Annotated in this window: 19 protein-coding genes, 1 pseudogene and 1 riboswitch; of the genes and pseudogenes, 8 read left to right on the plus strand and 12 right to left on the minus strand. The window is 69.2% G+C overall.

The window, feature by feature from the left end; translation table 11 throughout:
* Window positions 1-84 precede the first annotated feature (84 nt).
* Window positions 85-208, minus strand: a riboswitch (cobalamin riboswitch).
* Window positions 209-318: 110 nt separating this feature from the next.
* The 5 genes and pseudogenes from AC067N_RS34885 to AC067N_RS34905 all read right to left on the minus strand — a co-directional run.
* Window positions 319-642, minus strand: a pseudogene (locus AC067N_RS34885) (GNAT family N-acetyltransferase); the annotation flags it as partial.
* 143 nt (window positions 643-785) lie between these two features.
* Entirely contained in the window at window positions 786-1,775 is a 990-nt protein-coding gene (locus AC067N_RS34890; RefSeq protein ID WP_478682949.1) for a nucleoside hydrolase, read from the minus strand.
* Window positions 1,776-1,941: 166 nt separating this feature from the next.
* Window positions 1,942-3,570 (minus strand): monocarboxylate uptake permease MctP, encoded by a 1,629-nt coding sequence (mctP, locus tag AC067N_RS34895; RefSeq protein ID WP_478682950.1) that lies wholly within the window; start codon window positions 3,568-3,570, stop codon window positions 1,942-1,944.
* Window positions 3,567-3,848 carry a DUF3311 domain-containing protein gene (locus tag AC067N_RS34900; protein WP_478682951.1) on the minus strand — a complete coding sequence of 94 codons (282 nt, stop codon included), beginning with the start codon at window positions 3,846-3,848 and terminating at the stop codon, window positions 3,567-3,569. The genes mctP and AC067N_RS34900 overlap by 4 nt, the downstream gene beginning before the upstream one ends.
* A gap of 204 nt (window positions 3,849-4,052) precedes the next feature.
* Window positions 4,053-4,817 carry a GntR family transcriptional regulator gene (locus AC067N_RS34905; RefSeq protein WP_468105067.1) on the minus strand — a complete coding sequence of 255 codons (765 nt, stop codon included), beginning with the start codon at window positions 4,815-4,817 and terminating at the stop codon, window positions 4,053-4,055.
* Between the two features lie 368 nt (window positions 4,818-5,185).
* Between AC067N_RS34905 and AC067N_RS34910 the strand changes: the two genes are divergently transcribed.
* From AC067N_RS34910 to AC067N_RS34925, 4 genes are all read left to right on the plus strand, one after another.
* Window positions 5,186-6,463, plus strand: a complete 1,278-nt coding sequence (locus AC067N_RS34910) for an extracellular solute-binding protein (RefSeq protein ID WP_478682952.1) — start codon at window positions 5,186-5,188, stop codon at window positions 6,461-6,463.
* Between the two features lie 259 nt (window positions 6,464-6,722).
* Entirely contained in the window at window positions 6,723-7,715 is a 993-nt protein-coding gene (locus AC067N_RS34915; RefSeq protein ID WP_478682953.1) for a carbohydrate ABC transporter permease, read from the plus strand.
* A complete protein-coding gene (locus AC067N_RS34920; RefSeq protein WP_478682954.1) occupies window positions 7,712-8,551 on the plus strand; it encodes a carbohydrate ABC transporter permease in 840 nt (279 codons plus the stop codon). The genes AC067N_RS34915 and AC067N_RS34920 overlap by 4 nt, the downstream gene beginning before the upstream one ends.
* A 6-nt stretch (window positions 8,552-8,557) precedes the next feature.
* On the plus strand, window positions 8,558-10,078 hold the full coding sequence (locus AC067N_RS34925; protein ID WP_478682955.1) for a glycoside hydrolase family 3 protein: 1,521 nt from the start codon (window positions 8,558-8,560) through the stop codon (window positions 10,076-10,078).
* 159 nt (window positions 10,079-10,237) lie between these two features.
* Here the strand turns inward: AC067N_RS34925 and nagB are convergent, their stop codons facing one another.
* Together nagB and AC067N_RS34935 are read right to left on the minus strand one after the other, a co-directional pair.
* Window positions 10,238-11,023 carry a glucosamine-6-phosphate deaminase gene (gene nagB, locus AC067N_RS34930; protein ID WP_478682956.1) on the minus strand — a complete coding sequence of 262 codons (786 nt, stop codon included), beginning with the start codon at window positions 11,021-11,023 and terminating at the stop codon, window positions 10,238-10,240.
* A 142-nt stretch (window positions 11,024-11,165) separates the two neighbouring features.
* Complete coding sequence (locus AC067N_RS34935; protein WP_478682957.1) at window positions 11,166-11,915, minus strand: SDR family oxidoreductase; 750 nt, start codon at window positions 11,913-11,915, stop codon at window positions 11,166-11,168.
* Between the two features lie 96 nt (window positions 11,916-12,011).
* On the opposite strand from AC067N_RS34935, the gene AC067N_RS34940 reads away from it, so the two are divergent.
* Window positions 12,012-12,644, plus strand: a complete 633-nt coding sequence (locus AC067N_RS34940) for a TetR/AcrR family transcriptional regulator (protein WP_478682958.1) — start codon at window positions 12,012-12,014, stop codon at window positions 12,642-12,644.
* 599 nt (window positions 12,645-13,243) lie between these two features.
* A complete protein-coding gene (locus tag AC067N_RS34945; RefSeq protein WP_478682959.1) occupies window positions 13,244-14,719 on the plus strand; it encodes a sensor histidine kinase in 1,476 nt (491 codons plus the stop codon).
* Window positions 14,720-14,958: 239 nt separating this feature from the next.
* Here the strand turns inward: AC067N_RS34945 and AC067N_RS34950 are convergent, their stop codons facing one another.
* Together AC067N_RS34950 and AC067N_RS34955 are read right to left on the minus strand one after the other, a co-directional pair.
* Window positions 14,959-15,216: a WhiB family transcriptional regulator gene (locus AC067N_RS34950; protein ID WP_003992873.1), complete on the minus strand. Its 258-nt coding sequence runs from the start codon at window positions 15,214-15,216 to the stop codon at window positions 14,959-14,961.
* 318 nt (window positions 15,217-15,534) lie between these two features.
* Window positions 15,535-16,506 (minus strand): diacylglycerol/lipid kinase family protein, encoded by a 972-nt coding sequence (locus AC067N_RS34955; protein ID WP_478682990.1) that lies wholly within the window; start codon window positions 16,504-16,506, stop codon window positions 15,535-15,537.
* Between the two features lie 138 nt (window positions 16,507-16,644).
* Between AC067N_RS34955 and AC067N_RS34960 the strand changes: the two genes are divergently transcribed.
* Window positions 16,645-17,097, plus strand: a complete 453-nt coding sequence (locus AC067N_RS34960; protein WP_478682960.1) for a hypothetical protein — start codon at window positions 16,645-16,647, stop codon at window positions 17,095-17,097.
* 117 nt (window positions 17,098-17,214) lie between these two features.
* Here AC067N_RS34960 and AC067N_RS34965 read toward each other — a convergent pair whose 3' ends face one another.
* The 3 genes from AC067N_RS34965 to AC067N_RS34975 form a co-directional block, all read right to left on the minus strand.
* Window positions 17,215-18,366, minus strand: a complete 1,152-nt coding sequence (locus AC067N_RS34965) for an RNA polymerase sigma factor SigF (protein ID WP_478682961.1) — start codon at window positions 18,364-18,366, stop codon at window positions 17,215-17,217.
* On the minus strand, window positions 18,363-18,776 hold the full coding sequence (locus AC067N_RS34970; RefSeq protein ID WP_478682962.1) for an ATP-binding protein: 414 nt from the start codon (window positions 18,774-18,776) through the stop codon (window positions 18,363-18,365). Before AC067N_RS34970 ends, AC067N_RS34965 begins: the two co-directional genes overlap by 4 nt.
* A 341-nt stretch (window positions 18,777-19,117) precedes the next feature.
* Window positions 19,118-19,378 carry a UBP-type zinc finger domain-containing protein gene (locus tag AC067N_RS34975; RefSeq protein WP_478682963.1) on the minus strand — a complete coding sequence of 87 codons (261 nt, stop codon included), beginning with the start codon at window positions 19,376-19,378 and terminating at the stop codon, window positions 19,118-19,120.
* Between the two features lie 61 nt (window positions 19,379-19,439).
* Between AC067N_RS34975 and AC067N_RS34980 the strand changes: the two genes are divergently transcribed.
* Window positions 19,440-21,035 carry a Na+/H+ antiporter gene (locus tag AC067N_RS34980; protein WP_478682964.1) on the plus strand — a complete coding sequence of 532 codons (1,596 nt, stop codon included), beginning with the start codon at window positions 19,440-19,442 and terminating at the stop codon, window positions 21,033-21,035.
* The last annotated feature ends 23 nt before the right edge of the window (window positions 21,036-21,058 follow it).

Genomic DNA, 21,058 nt, shown 5'->3' on the forward strand with positions numbered 1-21,058 from the left:
CAGGCAGCAGCACACGAGCGCACGGGGGCGTCGCGTCCACCGGCCCACTCCACGAGGCCCGGACGTCAGGGCACCCGGACCGGACGGCCGGGCGCACTGTCGGCAGGTCCTCGGACTGGACTCGCGTGCGAACGCACGCAAGTACACCGTTGCGGGACAGTTCCGGATTCGCACCGGATTCCCCTGCGGCGACAGCGAGCATGAGCATACATCTTGTGTTGGGCTGCCGCTCCACCCCCAGATGTTGTGTCGTGGTGACTTCGGAGCGTGTCATGGCGTCAACTCATAGGTGAGCATCGTGAGGTCCGGGAAGTGCGGGGCCCGCACCGGGGCCTCGCCGATGCCACGGCCGTGGGCCGCGTGGTCGCCCGCCGGGATCGGGATCTCGGCCTCGCCCGCGGCGGCGATGTCGGCCATGGCGCCTCCGGCCGGGACGAAGGTCACGCCTCCGGCCACCCGTCCGTCCGTCGCGGGGACGAGCACCTCGGCCGCGGCGGCCCGCTTCGCCACGTCCCGAAGCTCCCCGAGGTAATCGTCGCTCTCGCCGAAGTCCAGCAGTCCGTCCGGGAGGTGGGCCTGGGTGGTGATCTCGCCGAGGTCGGCGTAGGCGTCGGGGGAGATGTACCTGATCGTGATGTCCATGGATCGCAGTCTGCACGAGGGGCCGGTCGGCAGGTCTGCGGTTGTCCACAGGGACGGTTGATCTTGTGATTGTCGGCGCGGGTGGGTCTGTGACGCCGCGTGAGGTGTTCGGACCGGGCGGCCGTTCGGACCGGGTGGGTCGGTCAGGCCACCGCCGGCCAGTGCGGCAGCGTCGTCACGAAGTGCTCGCTGAAGTCGTGGGGGCCCGGGCCGAGGGCGACGCGGCCGGTGGCGCGGAGGCGGGCGGTCAGGGCGGGGGACTCGGAGTAGTAGATCCGCCGGGCGTCGGCGGGCACGAACACGGTCTGGCCCCGAGTGAGTTCGCTCGCACACTCCACCACCACGGCCCCTTCGGCGGTCGTCACGAACGCCTCGTCCCCGCACACCCCCACGGCCAGCGGATCGTGCAGCGGACACGTACCGTCCCCGCCGTGACGGGTGTAGGCGTTCATGTACGTCCGCATCAGCCGGGCGGCGAGGGCTGCGCCGGGCCCCGCCGCCTCCAGTGCCGCGAGGTCCGCGGGGCGGAACAGCCGGCCGTGGGATGCGTCCAGGTCGACCATGGTGAAGGGGATGCCGGAGGAGAGCACGATCTCGGCGGCGTCCGGGTCGGCCCAGATGTTGAACTCGGCGACCGGCGTGAAGTTCCCCGGCACCTGCGCGGCGCCGCCCATGAACACGAACTTCCCGACGCGGCGGGCGAAGCCGGGATCCTCCAGCAGCGCGATCGCGACGTTCGTGAGCGGGCCGGTGGCGCAGACCGTCAGCTCGCCCTCGTACTCGCGGGACAGGCGCAGCAGGGCCTGCGCGGAGGACTCCGGGGCGTGCGGGGCGGTGGAGTCGGGCAGCGATTCCTCGCCGAGGCCGGCCGGGCCGTGGAAGGCGGATGCCTCGCGGTAGGGGAGGCGGGAGAGAGGGCGGCCCGCGCCTCGGTGCACCGGGACGTCGGTGTCGATGCGGAGGGCGCGGGCCAGGGCGCGGGCGTTGCGGTAGGTGGCGTCGGCGGGGAGGTTGCCGCCGACCGAGGTGTAGGCCTTGAGGTCCCACAGGCCCGTGCCGAGCAGGTACTGGAGGGCTACGGCGTCGTCGATACCGGGGTCGCTGTCCAGGACGATCGGTGTGCGGACGGTCACGGGGTCAGGGTAGCCGGGTGCGGGTTCGCCGTGGTTGTTCGCGCAGTTCCCCGCGCCCCTTTCGGGCCTTCGGCCCGTCGCGGGGCCTCTGCCCTGCGGAAGGCCTCGGCCCGGCACACGGGCTTCGGCCTTTCCCGGGGGCGCGGGGTCCTTCACGTCCTATGGATCAGTGGCTCGAACCCGCTGTCGCCGGAGGCAGTTCCACCTGGACGCCCGCGTCACCCGCGTCGGCCGTGTAGTCGCTCGGCTTGGTCTCGTCGATACCGTCGGGGGCCTTGGCCGCTCGCAGGACGAAGGTGAGGACCACGGTGACGACGGCATTGAGGACGAAGGCGGTGAGGCCGATGTAGCCGATCTCACCGATGCCGGGGATCTCCGCCGAGGAGCCGCCGAAGTGCTTCTGGGTCGGCGAGGAGACGTTCCACGCGGCGACCGTCCCGTAGATCATGCCGACCGCCCAGCCGGCGAGGAGTGCCCAGCGGTGGCACCAGCGGGTGAAGAGGCCGCCGACGAGGGCCGGGAAGGTCTGGAGGATCCAGATGCCGCCGAGGAGCTGGAAGTTGATGGCGACGGTCTTGTCCATCGTCAGGACGAAGACCAGCGCACCGACCTTCACCAGGAGCGACACCAGCTTGGAGACCTTGGTCTCCTGCGCGGGCGTGGCGTCCGGCTTGAGGAAGTCCTTGTAGATGTTGCGGGTGAAAAGGTTCGCCGCGGCGATGGACATGATCGCCGCGGGAACCAGGGCGCCGATGCCGATCGCCGCGAAGGCCACGCCCGCGAACCAGTCCGGGAACATGGTCTCGAACAGCTGCGGGATCGCGAGCTGGCCGTTCTGCACCTTGACGCCGGCCGCGATCGCCATGAAGCCCAGCAGGGCGAGCAGGCCCAGCATCAGCGAGTACAGCGGCAGGATCGTGGTGTTGCGACGGATCACCTCACGGCTCTTCGAGGACAGCGTCGCGGTGATCGAGTGCGGGTACATGAAGAGCGCGAGCGCCGAGCCGAGGGCCAGGGTCGCGTACGTCCACTGGTTGGCGTCGCCCGGGACCAGTGCCCCGCGGGGCGCGCCCGTCGCGGGGTTGGTCTGGCCGTAGGCCTCGCTCGCCTTGGCGAAGATGTCGTCGAAGCCGCCCAGCTTGATCGGGATGTAGATGATCGCCACCGCGATGACGATGTAGATCAGGGTGTCCTTCACGAACGCGATCAGCGCGGGGGCGCGCAGGCCGGAGGAGTAGGTGTACGCGGCCAGGACGCCGAAGGCGATCAGCAGCGGCAGGTCCTTGATGAACCAGTTGGTGTTCTCGCCACCGCCCACGCCCATCACGTCCAGCACGGCCTGGATGCCGACGAGCTGGAGGGCGATGTATGGCATCGTTGCCAGAATGCCGGTCAGGGCCACCGCCAGCGACAGGCCCTTCGAACCGAACCGCCCGCGGACGAAGTCCGACGTGGTCACGTACCCGTGCCGGTGCGAGACCGACCACAGCCGGGGCAGGAAAGTGAAGATCAGCGGGTAGACCAGGATCGTGTAGGGCACCGCGAAGAACCCGGCCGCGCCCGCCGCGTAGATCGCCGCCGGGACGGCGACGAAGGTGTACGCGGTGTAGAGGTCGCCGCCGAGCAGGAACCAGGTGATCCAGGTGCCGAACGACCGTCCGCCCAGGCCCCATTCGTCCAGGCTGTGCTCGTTCTCGGCCTTGCGCCAGCGGGCGGCCATGAAACCCATGACCGTGACGGCCAGGAAGAAGAAGATGAAGACGGCGAGTGCCACGCCGTTCACGCCGTCCTTCACCGCGCGACACCCCCGTCCTCGGACGTCTGGGACTTGCGGGCTCGCTGGTCACGCTGCCATAGCGCGTAGGCGGCGGCCGTGAGCGCGGTGGAGATCAGCACCCAGGCCATCTGGTACCAGTAGAAGAACGGGATGCCGATGAACGCCGGGTCCGTCTTGGCGTACGAACCGACCCAGAGCATCGCCACGAACGGGGCGAACAGGCACAGGGCGATGACCACTCTGACAGGTGTCACCGCCGGTGTCTCCGGTGATTTCACGTCGGGCGCATTGGACATACCAGGGCTCCGTCCCCTCACTGATCACCTGAGTAATGCGCAGGAAATCTAAGGGACCGCCCCGCCGCACGTAACCCCTGTTCGCATAACGGATGTGGGGAGACGCCGCGTCCCGTGCGTCACCCGTGGCGCACGGGACGGCCACCGTTGTGGACGGTTCGTGTGGTCGGCTGCCGCCGTGAACAGCCGGTGGCCGCGGACCGGTCAGTCCTGCGGACGCTTCAGCCGCGCCACGAACTTGTAGCGGTCGCCCCGGTAGACGGACCGCACCCACTCCACCGGCTGTCCCTCCTTGTCCACGGAGTGACGGGAGAGCATCAGCATCGGCAGGCCCACGTCCGTGCCGAGCAGGCCGGCCTCGCGCGGGGTGGCCAGCGAGGTCTCGATGGTCTCCTCCGCCTCGGCGAGATGGACGTCGTACACCTCGGCGAGCGCGGTGTAGAGGGACGTGTACTTGACCAGCGACCTGCGCAGGGCCGGGAAGCGCTTGGCGGACAGATGGGTCGTCTCGATGGCCATCGGCTCGCCGTTCGCCATACGGAGCCGCTCGATGCGCAGCACCCGACCGCCCGCCGTGATGTCCAGCAGTCCGGCGAGGGTGTCGTCGGCGGTGATGTAGCCGATGTCCAGCAGCTGGGAGGTCGGTTCGAGGCCCTGGGCGCGCATGTCCTCGGTGTAGGAGGTGAGTTGCAGGGCCTGCGAGACCTTCGGCTTGGCGACGAACGTGCCCTTGCCCTGGATGCGCTCCAGACGCCCCTCGACCACCAGTTCCTGCAGTGCCTGTCGCACGGTCGTGCGCGAGGTGTCGAACTCGGCGGCAAGGGTCCGCTCCGGCGGGACCGGTGTGCCGGGCGGCAGGGTTTCGGTCATGTCCAGCAGGTGCTTCTTGAGGCGGTAGTACTTGGGCACGCGTGCGGTACGGACGTTCGCCCCGTTCTCGTTCTCCGCACTGCTGACGTCGGTGCTCATGCTCCGCCTTCCCGGCTCCTAGTGGCGTGATCCTTCTGTATACCCGCACAGCCCCTGCTGGTCTAGTCCATGGAGGGGGCTCCGCTGGTCTACCCCGGGAAGGTGCAGTGGTCTACCCGAAGAGTGTGACTCAGCCGCTCGGTTTTCGCTGCCTTCTTACATAAAGGTTCTTGCATATGTAGGTCACATAACGGCTGGTGAGAGCGGGTTCGCGCACCCTTGACACACCGATTGGTCTGAGCCAAGCTCCGGCGTACTGGTCTACACCATTGGTCCAGGTCCCGGCCCCATGGGCGGTACGTCTGTCACCGCGGGGAGCAGGGGGGTTTGTGGCATCCCTGAGGAATGGCATCCCTGAGGAGGGTGGCGTGAAGCGCAAGCTGACAACCGCGATTTGTGTCGTGGGCATGATGGTCTCCATCGCGGCGTGCGGGGGCGAGAACGGGGGCTCGGACAAGGCGGCGGACACCAAGGAGCTGACCGTCTGGCTCACGGTGGACGCACAGAACAACTGGCCGGAACTGGTCAAGGCCGCGGACGCCGCGGTCAAGAAGAAGCACCCCGGCATCAAGATCAAGCACGAGTACTACGGCTGGCCCGACAAGAACGCCAAGCTGGACGCCGTCCTCGCCACCGACAAGGCCCCCGACGTCGTCGAGATGGGCAACACCGAGATGCTCGCCTACATGGTCAAGGGCGCTTTCGCCCCCCTGGACCCGGCGAAGTTCGACAACTCCGGCGCCTGGCTCGACGGCCTCAAGGCTTCCGTGACCTACGAGGGCAAGACGTACGGCGTCCCGTACTACGCCGGTGGCCGCGTCGCCAACTGGCGCAAGGACGTCTTCGCCGCTGTCGGCGTCAAGACTCCGCCGAAGACGTACGACGAGCTGACCGCCGCCCTCGACAAGGTCCAGAAGAAGCAGGGCGACAAGTTCAGCGCGTGGTACCAGCCCACCCGTGACTGGTACGCGGCCATGTCCTTCGTCTACGACGCGGGCGGCTCCATAGCCGTCGAGTCGGGCGGCCAGTGGAAGGCGAACCTCTCCTCCCCGGAGTCCGTCAAGGGCCTGGAGGAGTTCCAGAACGTCGTCGACGGCTATATGCACGGCGACAAGACCAAGGACGAGTCCGACCGTTACATCGTCTACGGCCAGGGCAAGTCCGGCATGATCTTCGCCCCCGCCTGGGAGGGCGCGACCGCCGCGGCCAAGGAGAACGACAAGACCGGCAAGCTCGCCGGCAACGTCGAGAACTTCGTGATGCCCGGTCCGTCCGGCAAGAGCCTGCCCGTCTTCCTCGGCGGCTCGGACCTCGCCGTCCCCGTGAAGTCCGACGCGCAGGGTGTCGCCGCCGAGTGGATCAACGCCTTCACCGGGCCCGCCGGCCAGAAGGGTCTGATGGAGAAGGGCAACCTGCCCAACAACAAGACCGACCTCGCCACCCTGAAGGACGACCCGGCGACGGCGGTCCCGGCCACCGCGGCCGAGTCCAACTGGTTCGTCCCGATGGCGCCCGGCTGGGGTCAGGTCGAGAAGGCCCAGATCCTCCAGACCATGCTGCAGAACATCGGCACCGGCAAGAAGACGGTCGAGAAGGCCGCGAAGGACGCGGACGCCGCGATCGACAAGGTCATCAACACCAAGTGACGGTCGACCCCGGTCGGGCCCGGCCACGGCGCCGGGCCCGACCGGGGGTGCCACAGAGCCCGGCCGGCGGGTGCCACGAGTCGAGCCGGTGGGCGGATCACGACAGTGCCGCGACGGGGCATGGGGTCGCCGCCCGTGCGTCGTGGCTGGTCGCGCGGCTCCCCGCGCCCCTCCTCGGGTGCATCACCGGCCGGCTCCTGACGGGGCGAGACCGGCGGGGTGCTGATCGGCCCCTCTTCATTTGCCTTAGGAGCGCGCGATGAGTGCCGCAGACACGACCACTCCGACCAAGGTGCCGCCACCGCGGCAGGTGCCGCATGGGCCGCCTGCCGCCCTCGGCAGGCCCTCCGGCACGAAGCGTTCCGGCGGAACCGCGGTTCCTTGGGCGCTGCTCGCACCCTGCCTGCTGATCCTCGCCGTCGTTCTCGGCTATCCGCTGGTCCGTCTGGTCACCCTCTCCTTCCAGAACTTCGGCCAGTCCCAGCTGTGGGGCTTCCAGCCGGCGGAGTCGGCCGGCTTCGACAACTTCGCGAAGGTGCTGGGCGACGGCGAGTTCTGGACGGTCGTCGTACGGACCATCGTCTTCGCCGCCACCTGCGTCGTCTTCACCATGGTCATCGGCATGCTGATCGCGCTGCTGCTCCAGCGGGTCTCCGGCTGGGTGAAGACCCTCATCAACATCGCGCTGGTGGCGAGTTGGGGCATGCCCATCATCGTGGCCACCACGGTCTTCAAGTGGCTCTTCGACTCCGACTACGGCATCTTCAACGCGCTCCTCAGCAGGCTTCCCGGTGTCGACATGATCGGCCACAACTGGTTCGCCAGCGGCCCCGAAGGACTCGCCGTCATCACACTGCTGGTGGTGTGGGGCGCCGTGCCGTTCGTCGTCATCACCCTCAGCGCCGGACTCACCCAGGTGCCCAAGGAGTTGGAGGAGGCCGCCCGCCTGGACGGCGCCGGCGCCTGGGGCGTCTTCCGCTATGTCACCCTCCCCATCCTCAAGCCGATCGTCGTGATGCTCACGACCCTCTCGGTCATCTGGGACATGGGCGTCTTCCCGCAGGTCTTCGTGATGCGCAACGGCCACCCGGAGGCCGAGTTCCAACTGCTCACCACCTATTCGTACGACAGGGCCTTCGTGGTCAACGACTACGCGCAGGGCTCCGCGATCGCACTGCTCACCGTGCTGTTGCTGCTGGGAGTGATCGGCGTCTACATGCGCCAGATGCTGAAGATCGGAGAGGTCGAATGAGCACAGCAGTCTCCGGTCGCCGCGGGTCCCGGCTCGGCTGGAACCTCCTCGGCCTCCTCGTCTTCGTCACGGCCGGCTTCCCCGTCTACTGGATGCTGAACACCGCGTTCAAACCGGCGAAGGACGCCATCGACCCCGACCCCAGCCTCCTGCCGACCTCCCTCACCTTCTCCAACTTCGGCCGCGCGCTGGACATCGCAGACTTCTGGGGCCCCGTCGGCCGCAGCCTCGTGGTGTCCCTCACGGTGGTCGTGATCGGCATCGTCGTCGGCATGCTGGCGGCCCTCGCCATCTCCCGCTTCGCCTTCCGAGGCCGGAAAGTGGTGATCGTCGGCATCCTGGCCGTCCAGATGGTCCCGCTGGTCGCGATGATCATCCCGGTCTTCCTGCTCCTGAACGACCTGGGCCAGTACGACCGTCTCACCGGCCTCATCATCACCTATCTGACCTTCATCCTCCCGTTCACGGTGTGGACCCTGCGCGGCTTCATCGTCAACATCCCGCGCGAGCTGGAGGAGGCCGCCATGGTCGACGGCTGCTCCCGCACCACCGCCTTCCTCCGTGTGGTCTTCCCTCTGCTCGCGCCCGGCATGGTGGCGACCTCGGTCTACGGCTTCATCCAGGCGTGGAACGAGTATCTGTACGCCCTGATGCTGATGAGCCAGCAGAACCAGACCGCCACGGTCTGGCTCGGCAACTTCACCACCAAACACGGCACCGAATACGCCCCGATGATGGCCGGCTCCACCATGATGGCCGTGCCGATCGTCGTCCTCTTCCTCCTCGTCCAGCGCAAGATGGCCGCGGGCCTCACCGCGGGCGCCGTGAAGGGATAACCACCGATGACGACATTCGCCACCGGCTCGACGGGCTCCCACTCGGGGCAGGACGGCCTCACACGGGACGCGCTGACGGTCCTCCAGCCCGGATTCACGGGCACCACCGCCCCCGACTGGCTGCTGCGCCGCCTCGGCGAGGGCCTCGCCTCCGTCGGCCTCTTCGGCCGCAACGTCACCTCCCCCGAACAACTCTCCGCGCTCACGGCCCAGTTGCGCGCCGAGCGTGAGGACGTCCTGGTCGCGATCGACGAGGAGGGCGGCGACGTCACCCGCCTGGAGGTCCGGACCGGCTCCTCCTTCCCCGGAAACCACGCTCTGGGCGCCGTCGACGACGCCGACCTCACGCGGGACGTGGCCTTCGCCCTCGGCCGCCGTCTCGCCGCATGCGGTGTCAACTTCAACTGGGCCCCCTCGGCCGACGTGAACTCCAACCCGGCGAACCCCGTCATCGGCGTGCGCTCCTTCGGCGCCGAGCCCGACCTGGTCGCCCGCCACACGGCCGCCTATGTCAGCGGTCTTCAGGCCGCCGGGGTCGCCGCCTGCACCAAGCACTTCCCGGGCCACGGCGACACCGCCGTCGACTCCCACCTGGCCCTGCCCCGCATCGACGCGGACCGCCCCCTGATCGAGGCGCGGGAACTGGCGCCCTTCCACGCCGCCATCGCCGCCGGCACCCGCGCGGTCATGAGTGCCCACATCCTCGTCCCCGCCCTCGACCCCGACCGTCCCGCGACGCTGTCCCACGGCATCCTCACCGACCTCCTCCGCGGCGAACTGGGCTATGACGGCCTCATCGTCACCGACGGGATGGAGATGCGGGCCATCGCCGGTACCTACGGCATCGAACACGGCAGCGTCCTGGCCCTCGCCGCCGGCGCCGACGCGATCTGCGTGGGCGGCGGCCTCGCCGACGACGACACCGTGCGCCGTCTGCGCGACGCCCTGGTCGCCGCCGTACGTTCCGGCACGCTCCCCGAGGAGCGCCTGGCGGACGCGGCGAACCGAGTCCGGGCGCTGGCCGAGTGGACCAGGGGAGCGGCGACCCGGGAAGCGGAGGCCGGAGGCGCGGAACTCGGGGAGATCGGCCTCGTCGCCGCGCGACGCGCAGTGGAGACGGTCTTCGCGCAGCTGCCGTACACGCCCCCTGTCCAGCCCCTGTATGTCGCGGCCTTCACTCCGGTGGCGAACATCGCCGTCGGCGACGAGACCCCCTGGGGCGTCGGCGCGGAACTCGCCCGTCTCCTCCCCGGTACGGAGACCGGCACCTTCGCGGGTGACAGCGCCGGCGTCTCCGCCCTCGCGGTGGCCGGCACGCGCCGCATCGTGGCCGTGGTCCGCGACGAGCACCGCCACCCCTGGATGACCGACGCCCTCGACGTCCTCCTGGCCACCCGGCCCGACACGATCGTCGTAGAGATGGGCGTCCCCCAGTCCCCGCCCCGCGGCGCCCTCCACATCGCCACCCATGGAGCGGCAAGGGTCTGCGGAAGAGCGGCGGCCGAGGTCATCATGAGCGTCCGGTAGCGCGCCGCGCCGCCCGACGGCCCCGGAGCGGGAGGGCGGGGGAGACACCCCCCGCCCCCCCACCCCGAAGGCAGGGCACGCAGGCCGCATCCGTACGACACAGAGGCGCCACAGCCCCTCCTTCCCAGGCCGTGGCGCCTCTGCGCATCCCCAGCCGCGTCAGATCCCCTGCCAGTCGGGCTTGTTCGTGTAGGTGTGCCGGAAGTAGTCCGCGAGCTTGAGCTTCGACGCCGCTCCCTCGTCCACCACCACCGTGGCGTGCGGGTGGAGCTGCAGCGCCGATGCCGGGCACACCGCCGCCACCGGTCCCTCCACGGTGGCCGCGACGGCGTCCGCCTTGCCCTCGCCGGTGGCCAGCAGCACGAGGTGGCGTGCCTCCAGAATCGTGCCTATGCCCTGCGTGATGACGTGGTGCGGCACCTGCTCGATGTCCCCGTCGAAGAACCGCGCGTTGTCGATCCGCGTCTGCTGGGTGAGCGTCTTGATCCGGGTCCGGGAGGCGAGGGACGAGCACGGCTCGTTGAACCCGATGTGTCCGTCGGTCCCGATCCCGAGCAGTTGCAGATCCACGCCGCCCGCCTCGGCCAGCGCCCTGTCGTACGCCTCGCACGCCCCCGGTATGTCCTCGGCGGTGCCGTCCGGCCCCATGAACGCGTCCATGCCGAGCCCCAGCGGCTCCAGCACTTCCCGGCGCAGCACCGAGCGGTACGACTCGGGGTGGTCGGCCGGCAGCCCCACGTACTCGTCGAGCTGGGCGATCCGCGCCCGCGAGGCGTCCACGGCGCCCGAGCGCACCTTCGCCGTCAGCGCCTGGTAGATGGGTAGCGGGGTCGACCCCGTGGCGACGCCGAGCAGCGCGTCGGGCTTCCGTCGGAGCAGCTGCGCCATCGCCTCAGCTATGAGTTCGCCACCCGCCTTGGCATCCGGAACGATGACAACTTCCACGCTGGGCCTGCCGATCTGGGAAGAGGGACTCGACTGGGAGTCGGAAGAACTGTGTGGTTTAGACCAATCTAGCAGAGCGGGCCCTGTGCGGATGTGGCCCACATCACGCCCATGCGACCTCATTCCCCCGGCGGCCCCGCCCTTACGTCAGGGAGCCTCCCGTGGCGTCCACCCAGCTCCCCGTCACCCATCTGCTCTCGTCGGACGCCAGGAACGCCACCACGTCCGCGATGTCGTCCACCGCTCCCACCCGGCCCAGTGCCGATATCTCCTCGGCCGTCGCGCGGCCCGCCTCGGTGCCCAGGAACTCGGCGGTGTTGTCGGTCGCGGTCAGGCCCGGTGCCACCGAATTCACCGTGATACCTCGCGGGCCGAGCACCTTCGACAGGTCGCGGGAGAAGATGTCCAGCGCGCCCTTCGTCATCGCGTATGCCATGTTGTGCGGCATCACGGCGGTCCGGGCGAGCCCCGACGAGATGTTGACGACGCGGCCGCCGTCACGCAGTCGGGTCATGCCGTGCTTGACGAGGAAGAGCGGTGCCTTCACGTTCACCGCGAAGAGCCGGTCGTACTCCTCCTCGTCGATCTCCTCGATGGGGCGGGAGCTGCCGATGGCCGCGTTGTTCACCAGGATGTCCAGTCCGTCCGCCTGTCGGTCGAACTCCTCCCACAGGGCCTCGACATCCCCCGGCCGGCCGAGCTCGGCCCCCAGGGTGAAGGCGGAGCCGCCCGCGGCCTCGATCGCGGCCGCCGTCTCCTTCGCGGCCGCCTCGTTCCTCCCGTAGTGCACCGCGACACGTACGCCGTCGCGGCCCAGCCGCTCGGCGATGCCTCGTCCGATGCCCCTGCTCGCGCCTGTGACAAGTGCCGTCCTTCCGGTGAGCACACCCATGTCGACGCCCCCTCCATTTTTTCTAGCGGTCGCTACAAAAATGACCGTAGAGCAGCCCGCTGACAGTTGTCTAGTGCCCGCTATAAAATCCCCCGCATGGTGACCAAGGAGAGCAAGCAGCGCGGCCGTCCCCGCTCCTTCGACCGCGAGACCGCCCTGGAGAAGGCGATCCTGGCGTTCTGGGAGAACGGATACGAGGCCACCTCGGTCGCCGATCTCACCCGCGTCATGGGTATCGGCGCCCCCAGCCTTTACTCGGCGTTCGGGGACAAGCGGGCCCTCTTCGACGAGGTGGTCCGTGAGTACGGCAGCCGCTACGGCTCGTTCACCGACCGGGCCCTGGAGGAGGAGCCCACCGCACGGGCCGCCGTCGAACGGATGCTGCGCGAGGCCGCCGTCGAGTACACGGACCCCGCCCACCCCCACGGCTGTCTGGTCATCCACGCGGCGACCAACTGCACAAGCCGTGAGGTCGAGGAATCCCTCCGCGCCCGGCGCAACGCGTGGATCGCCGTCTTCGAGAGCCGCATAAGAGCGGATATCGCGGCCGGTGAACTGCCCGCCGGTACGGACGCCTCCGCACTCGCCCGTCACACCGGTGTGATCATCCAGGGCATGTCCCAGCAGGCGCGGGACGGCGCGACCAGGCAGGAGCTGGAAGCGGTCGCCGAACTCGCCATGACGATCTGGCCCCGGTCCGACCGCACCCTCGGACCGGCTCGGACCTGAACCCTCCAGCACACCGCGCCCGCAGGGCCACCCGCCCCGGCGCAGCGCGCGACCCGATGCCGGCTTTTCCCGGTATCCGGCCTGCCCCGGTATGCCGAACCCCGGAAGCGTCCTGCTCCGGAGTTCCGGCCCGCGGCACTCGCGAACCGGGCTACTCTGCGTGCAAGGGCCTCCACGTCCTCGCCCCACCTCGCCGGACGGCGGGGGAGGGAACAGCAACAAACATCCGCCAACGCATGGACACACGCAGTGGTCTAGTCAAGAATGGCGTGGTAGGTCATCTGATCGATCAGCGCTACGTCACTGGCGATCACTTGTGAACAACACAGGCCTCCGTCTTCCCCGCACAGGAAGGCGGACCGAGGAACCGGTGCTCTCTGCCCTGACTGCTCCGGCTCCTCATCCTTCGGTCGCTGGGACCGCACACCCCACGGCCGATGTTGCTCCGGGCTGCGGTGCCGGGAGGGTTGAGGGTCCCTCTCAGGCGCCGCGGCCCGCGGGTGTTCTCGGGGGCGTGGCCGTTGTCCCCGGGGCGCGGTCCGGAAGGGCGCAGCCCGCCGTTTCCGGGCATGTCCGTACCGCCAGGTACGCTCGCACACGTGCCCTCCATGAACGAACTCGTCCGCCAGCACACCGCTCTCAGCGACTCCGACCTGGAGTGGCTGCATCTGCTGGTGTCGGAGTGGCAGCTCCTCTCCGACCTCTCCTTCGCCGACCTCGTCCTCTGGGTCCCCACCCGTGACGGCACACGCTATGTCTCCGTGGCCCAGATGCGCCCCAACACCGGCCCCACCTCCTACCAGGACGACATGGTTGGCCACCTGGTCCCGCGTGGCCGCCGGCCCCTCCTGGACGTCGCGCTCGACGAGGGCCGGATCGTGCGCGAGGGCGACCCCGAGTGGCGCGAGGAAGTCCCCGTACGGGTCGAGTCCATCCCCGTCCGCAGGGAAGGCCGGGTTCTCGGGGTCATCGCGCGCAACACCAACCTGCTGACCGTCCGTACCCCGAGCCGGCTGGAGCTCACCTACCTCCAGAGCGCGTCCGACCTGGCTCAGATGATCGCCGTCGGCGCCTTCCCCTTCCCCGACCAGCAGGTCGACATGGACGCCTCGCCGCGTGTCGGGGACGGGCTGATCAGGCTGGACGCGGACGGCATCGTCCAGTACGCCTCCCCGAACGCCCTGTCGGCATACCACCGGCTGGGGCTCGCTGCCGACCTCGTGGGCTGCCACCTCGGCCGTACGACCGCCGAACTCGCCCCGTCCCGCGGTCCGGTGGACGAGGCGCTGGCGAAGGTGGCGAGCGGATGGGCGCCACGGGAGTTCGAGATCGAGTCGAACGACGGAGTGATCCAGTTCCGTGCCATCCCCCTCAAACCCAAGGGCCCGCGCATCGGTTCGCTCGTGCTCCTTCGTGACGTCACCGAACTGCGCCGTCGTGAACGCGAGTTGATCACCAAGGACGCGACCATCCGGGAGATCCACCACCGGGTGAAGAACAACCTGCAGACGGTCGCCGCGCTGCTGCGCCTCCAGGCCCGGCGCATCGAGTCCGAACGCGGTCGCGAGGCCCTCGAAGAGGCCGTGCGAAGGGTCGGATCCATCGCGATCGTGCATGAGACGCTGTCCCAGAATCTGGACGAGCGGGTGGAGTTCGACGAGATCGCCGACCGGGTTCTCGCCATGGTCGCCGAGATCTCACCGGGGAAGGTCACCGGCCGGCGCACCGGACGCTTCGGCATCCTCGACGCGGAGGTGGCCACCCCGCTGTCCATGGTCCTCACCGAGATCCTGCAGAACGCCCTCGAACACGGCTTCCGCGAGGGGGACACCGGCACCGTGGAGGTGTCGGCCGTACGCGGCGGGACCACCAAGGAGACCCGTCTCCTCGTCACCGTCCAGGATGACGGCGTGGGCCTGCCCGAGGACTTCGACCCGCACCGCTCCGGCAACCTCGGCCTGCAGATCGTACGGACGTTGGTGGAGGGCGAGCTGGGCGGCACCTTCGACATGGTCCCTGCCCCGGACCAGGGCACCCGGGTCATCCTCGACATTCCGGTGCGCGCCCAGAAGTAGGAGCGTGCGCGGGGCCGTACGCCGTCGGGGGCGTTCGTTCCGGCAGGCGCACGGAGAGGAACACCGGGCGCGGTGCGACCCATGGCGAACAGCACTGAGCCCCGGACCATCGTGTGGTCCGGGGCTCAGTGTCGTCGCTGATTAGGCGCACCGGGGGCACTGCGCGCTGCGGCTCGGGGGCGGGAGATGCGTACTCGCTGTACGCGCCGCCAAGCTCAGGCTATTGCTGGGTGGGATTGTCAGGCGGAGGCCTGACGGGCCCGGTTGCGGGCGGCGCGGCGCTTCATGGCGCGGCGCTCGTCCTCGCTGAGACCACCCCAGACGCCGGAGTCCTGGCCGGACTCAAGCGCCCACTGCAGACACTGCTCGATAACCGGGCAGCGGCGGCAGACAGCCTTGGCTTCCTCGATCTGCAGCAGCGCAGGACCGGTGTTGCCGATGGGGAAGAAGAGCTCGGGGTCTTCCTCGCGGCAAACGGCGTTGTGACGCCAGTCCATGGCTGCTACCTCTCCTTGGTATTACATGCACGTTGCTTGTGAATGTGAACGCTTTCACGAATCCCTCAACAAGTGAAGGGCCGATCACCAGGCGGACTGGTGTGGTCCTGTGATTTGAGGAGGGGTTCTGGCGCTTGCTTGAGCCGGTGTTGCGGGCTGTCCCGAGCGCCACGTAGAGACTCGCAAACCTCAGCGGCGGATACAACCCCTTCCGGAAAGTTTTTTTTGATTCCTCGGTGTCGACTGTGTCACAGCCGTACTTCCATGGGGTGGACCCTGGCCTAAACGTTCGAGTGGAAGGACTTTTGCCCGTTCCGCTCACACAATCACACGCAGTGCACGGCGTACGCCTGTGAACGTCACGCTCGTACGCAGCCCGAGGTGGTCGCCGTCCATCTGGAGGGGGAGGGGCACCTTCGAATGCAAGGTGAAGTCGGTCAAGTCGTGCACGGTGGTGGCGTGCTTGCCGTGAGGCCCCCGCTCGGGGGACGAAGTGAGCAACTGCGTGGCATAACGGGCAAGTGCGGCCGTCGACATCCGGCTGAGACCAAGCACGTCGAGACCTTTATCGAACGAGGCCTTAGGTGACGCGTACACCGGGCGATTGCCGAGAAACGTCCAGGGGGACGTGTTGCAGACTATGGACAGCACAAGATCGGAAATCGGTTCCTCGCCGGCCCGCTCCAGGGTGATCGTGCCGTTCCTGCGGTGCGGCTCTTCCAGGAACTGCCGGAAAGCCTGACGCAGGTAAAGGGCGTGTGTGGATTTCCGTCCGCGCTCGCGCTGTTGCTCGACCCGGCCGATCACACCGGCGTCGAAACCGAGGCCGGCGCAGAACGTGAACCAGCGGGACGGCACCGCCTCGTCCTCCGTGCCCGGGGTGCCCGAGGCCATACCCAGACCGACCGTGCGCTCGCGGTTCTCCCGGAGTGCGTCCAGGAGGACGCCGGTTGCCTCCACGGCGTCGTTGGGCAGGCCCAGGGCGCGTGCGAACACATTGGTGGAACCGCCGGGAACCACGGCGAGGCGGGGGAGGCGGTCCGGGGCGGGCCCGTGGTGCAGCAGGCCGTTGACGACCTCGTTGACCGTGCCGTCACCGCCGAGCGCGACGACCAGCTCGATGTCGTCCTTGCCCTCGGCCGCCTGGCGGGCGAGGTCCTTGGCGTGGCCGCGGTACTCGGTGGTGACCGCCTCGAGCTTCATCTCGCTCGCCAGCGCGTGGATCAGGACATCGCGCGTACGTGCGCTTGTGGTGGTTGCCGCCGGGTTGACCACGAGAAGTGCACGCATAGGTTGCAGCGTACCTACTGAGCGGTACTCGTCCCATACCGAGGTGCGGATCAAGGGGGAGATCGTGTAGTGACGACGAGCACGTGGAGGCGTGCAGGGGGCCGGAGCGCGTCCGGGCGCCGGGGCTACCCTTCAGGGGTGAGTCCTCAGCAGAACCCCACGCCGGACACCTCCGACGCCGAGCCCCGTCCCGGGCGGCTGACCGCCGCGGCGGCACTGACCGCGCTGGAGGGCATCGCCCTGCTGGCCGGCGGCGGCGCCATGCTCGTCCTGGGCCTCATCGGGGACTCCGGGGACCTCGGCACCGGAGTCACGGGGGGCGTCACCCTCATCGCGCTGGCCCTGCTGCCGCTGGTCGCCGCGCGCGGACTGCTGCTGCGGCGCAGCTGGAGCCGGGGGCCCGCGGTCATCACGCAGGTCATGGCGCTGCCGGTGGCGTACAACCTGCTCCGGGCGGACAGTGTGGCGATCCCGGCGGGGATCGTCCTGGCCGTGGTCGCGATCGCGGCGCTGGTGCTGCTGCTCAACCCGGCGACGACCCAGGCCCTCGGGATCCAAGGGCCTGGCCGGGCGGAACAGACGAAACACTAGGGCTCTTCTCACGGATCTCCGCGGCGTCGCGGCCCCCGGAGATCCATCAGAAGAGATCCACCAGAAGAGCCCTGGCGCTGGGCACCCGCGGAGCTCTACCGGAAGGGATCTCGGGAGCTACTCCTCCACCAGCAGCTTCTCCCGCAGCTGGGCGAGCGTGCGGGCCAGCAGACGTGAGACGTGCATCTGGGAGATGCCGACCTCCTGGGCGATCTGCGACTGGGTCATGTTGCCGAAGAACCGCAGCAGCAGGATCCGCTTCTCGCGCGGCGGAAGGTCTTCGAGGAGCGGCTTCAGGGACTCCCGGTACTCGACGCCCTCCAGCGCCTCGTCCTCGGCGCCCAGGGTGTCGGCGACGGCCGGTGACTCGTCGTCGGTGTCGGGGACGTCCAGCGACAGCGTGGAGTACGCGTTGGCCGACTCCAGGCCCTCCAGGACCTCCTCCTCCGAGATGGCCAGCTTCTCCGCCAGCTCGTGCACCGTCGGGGAACGGCCGTGCTGCTGGGACAGCTCAGCCGTGGCCGTGGTCAGCGCCAGGCGCAGCTCCTGCAGACGGCGCGGAACGCGCACCGCCCAGCCCTTGTCGCGGAAGTGCCGCTTGATCTCGCCGACGACCGTCGGGGTCGCGTACGTGGAGAACTCCACCCCGCGGTCCGGGTCGAAGCGGTCGACCGACTTGATCAGGCCGATGGTGGCGACCTGCGTCAGGTCGTCCAGCGGCTCACCACGGTTGCGGAACCGGCGCGCGAGGTGCTCCACGAGGGGCAGATGCATCCGGACCAGCTGATTGCGCAGCTCCGCGTACTCCGCACTGCCCTCCCGCAGGGAGCGCAGCCGGACGAACAGGGCTCGCGCCCCGCTGCGGTCATGAGGATCGTGCTGCGTGCTGCGCACGATCTGCGCGTCCGGCTCGTCGTGTCGCTCGTGCTCGCTCATAGTCCCGCCCGCCGTCACCGTTCCCCCAGCTCTCGACCGTGCTCGAGCGGGGGAGGCCCCAGTCCGCCCTCGTGAGGACGTGGTGCTCCGTGCGGCATCCTCCGGTTCCGGTCGCCCGTCGGAGGACGCCTGGTCCCCTTCGTCGGCCGGCTCCGTCCACCGAGAGGACGTGGCCGCCGTCGAGGAGTCGTCCTCCGGGTGCGGCCGGGCCTGCTCGGGGATGCCGTCGACGCCGTCCGTCAGGTGTGCCGGCCCGCCGGGGCCGACCTCTTTCGCGGGAAGTCCCCGTGTGCCGCGTTCTTCGTCCCGCACCGGCCCGTCCCCGTTCCTCACGCCGGCCCGGGTCCCGCGCCGCGCTGTTTGTAGAGGCTGATCGAAACGGTTTTGTCGTCGGCGACCGCGGAGGAGACCTTGCCCGCCAGGGCCGACAGCACGGTCCAGGCGAAGGTGTCGCGCGAGGGGGCGTGGCCGTCCGTGGTCGGGGCCGAGACCGTGACCTCCAGCGAATCGTCGATGAGGCGGAAGACACAGCTGAGCACCGAGCCGGGCACGGCCTGCTGGAGCAGGATCGCGCAGGCCTCGTCGACCGCGATGCGCAAATCCTCGATCTCGTCGAGGGTGAAGTCCAAACGGGCCGCGAGGCCGGCCGTCGCCGTACGCAGCACCGACAGGTAGGCACCCGCGGCCGGCAGCCGGACTTCCACGAAGTCCTGGGTCCCGGGCTCGCCTGCGATCTGGGACACCCTCACCTCCAAGGTGGTACAAGCTTTTTCAGGGGCCGAGGGTCGCCCCCCGGGTAACGCGCCATGTGGTTCAGCGGTGACGCTATCGCGCCCCCGAGCGCCGTGTCCTCGGGGTCCGGGCGACCCAGCCCCACGCTGTCACTCATAGTAAGCACATGAACACGCTCTGTGGCTAGGGGTCTGTGGGCCTCAAATCGGAAGAGCGCGCGCCGGATTGACGTACCCAGGCGTCCGACCGCCGAACCTCGTCACACGAGTACGTCGACGTGCCAGGGGGTGACTTGGTTCCGTTGTCCGAGGTCGTGGACGTGTTCATCGGGGTTCTGTTCGTTTTCCCGCCCTCATACGAGCACGTGGTCGAGGAAGCACCAGCGCCAGTTCTCGCCCGGCTCGAAGGTGCGCATCACGGGATGGCCGGTCTCCTTGTGGTGTGCGGTCGCGTGCCGCATCGGCGAGGAGTCGCAGCAACCCACGTGCCCGCACTCCAGGCATTTCCGCAGTTGCACCGGGTGCGTCCCGGCGGCCGCGCACTCCGGGCAGGTCTCGGTCAGGGGGGCCGGTTCGGGGTGCGGCAGTGCCTCCGCGTGCGTGCACTGTTTCATGATTGCCAGGTTACGACGGGCGCGTGGAACCTCGCGCGGAAAACGAAGGCGGCGGAAAGCGATGCACTTCTTGCCTTTGCTGTTGCTGGTCGCCGGTAGCGCGACGGTCGCCGGTGCCGCCCGGCGGACACCGGTACCCGCCCCGTTGCTGCTGGTCGCCGCCGGGCTCGCGGTGTCGTACGTGCCCGGGGTGCCGAACTACGAACTCGACCCCGAGATCGTCCTGCCGCTGATCCTGCCCCCGCTGCTGTACACCGCCGCCACGGAGAGCTCGTACCTCGACCTGCGGGCCCAACTGCGGCCGGTGGCGCTGCTGTCGGTCGGTTATGTCCTGTTCGCGACCCTCGCCGTCGGCTGGGCCGCCTATCTGATCGTCCCGGGGCTCCCGCTGACGGCCGCGCTGGTGCTCGGCGCGGTGGTGGCGCCCCCGGACGCGGTCGCGGCGACGGCGGTCGCCCGGCGGGTGGGGCTCCCGTCGCGGATCACCACCATCCTCCAGGGCGAGTCCCTGGTGAACGACGCGACCGCGATCACCGCGTACCGGGTGGCCCTCGCCGCCACGATCGGGGAGGGCGCGAGCTGGGTGGGCGGGATCGTCGAGTTCCTGGTGGCGGCGGTCGGCGGCGTCGCGGTGGGGCTGCTGCTCATGATGCCGATCCACTGGCTGCGCACCCACCTGAAGGAAGCGCTGCTCCAGAACACGCTCTCCCTGCTGATCCCGTTCGTCGCGTACGGGCTGGCCGAGTGGGTGCACGCCTCCGGAGTGCTCGCCGTGGTCGTGGTCGGCCTCTATCTCGGCTACCGCAACTGGCAGGTCGACTTCGCGACCCGCCTCCAGGAGGAGGCCGTGTGGAAGATGGTCGCCTTCCTGCTCGAATCGGCGGTCTTCGCGCTCATCGGACTGCAGCTGCCGGTCGTGCTGGAAGGGCTGGGCGAGAACGAGGGGCTGCGTGCCACCTGGTACGCCCTGGCCGTCTTCGCGACGGTGGTCGTGTCCCGGTTCGTCTGGGTGTACCCGGCGACCTTCCTGCCCCGGATGCTGTCCGCGCGGATCCGTGAACGGGAGGAGAACCCGACCTGGAAGGGGCCCTTCGTCATCGGGTGGGCCGGTATGCGGGGCGTCGTCTCACTGGCCATCGCGTTCTCGATCCCCCTCACCGTCCACGGCGGGGACGACTTCCCGGGGCGGAACCTGATCCTGTTCCTGACCTTCACGACGGTGATCGGCACACTCGTCATCCAGGGCCTGACGCTGCCGCCGCTGATCCGGGCCCTGCGGCTGCCGGGACGCGACACGCAGGCCGAGACCCTCGCCGAGGCCAATGCCCAGGCCCAGGCGTCCCGGATGGCGGAGGCGCGCCTCGACGAACTCCTGGAGGACGAGCGCAACGCCCTGCCCCCGCCGCTGGTCGACCGGCTGCGCACGGTCCTGGAGCGGCGCCGCAACGCCGTGTGGGAGCGGCTCGGGGCCGTCAACCCGGTGACCGGGGAGACCAGCGACGACACCTACAGTCGGCTCTCCCGGGAGATGATCGGTGCCGAGCGTGAGGTGTTCGTCAAACTCCGGGACGGGCGCTACATCGACGACGAGATGCTGCGGACGCTGCTGCGCAGACTGGACCTGGAGGAGGCCGCGGCCTACCGGGAGGGTTCCTAGGCCGTAAGCGGAAGGTTCACCGG

The organism is Streptomyces sp. NPDC042364 (genome assembly GCF_056437585.1).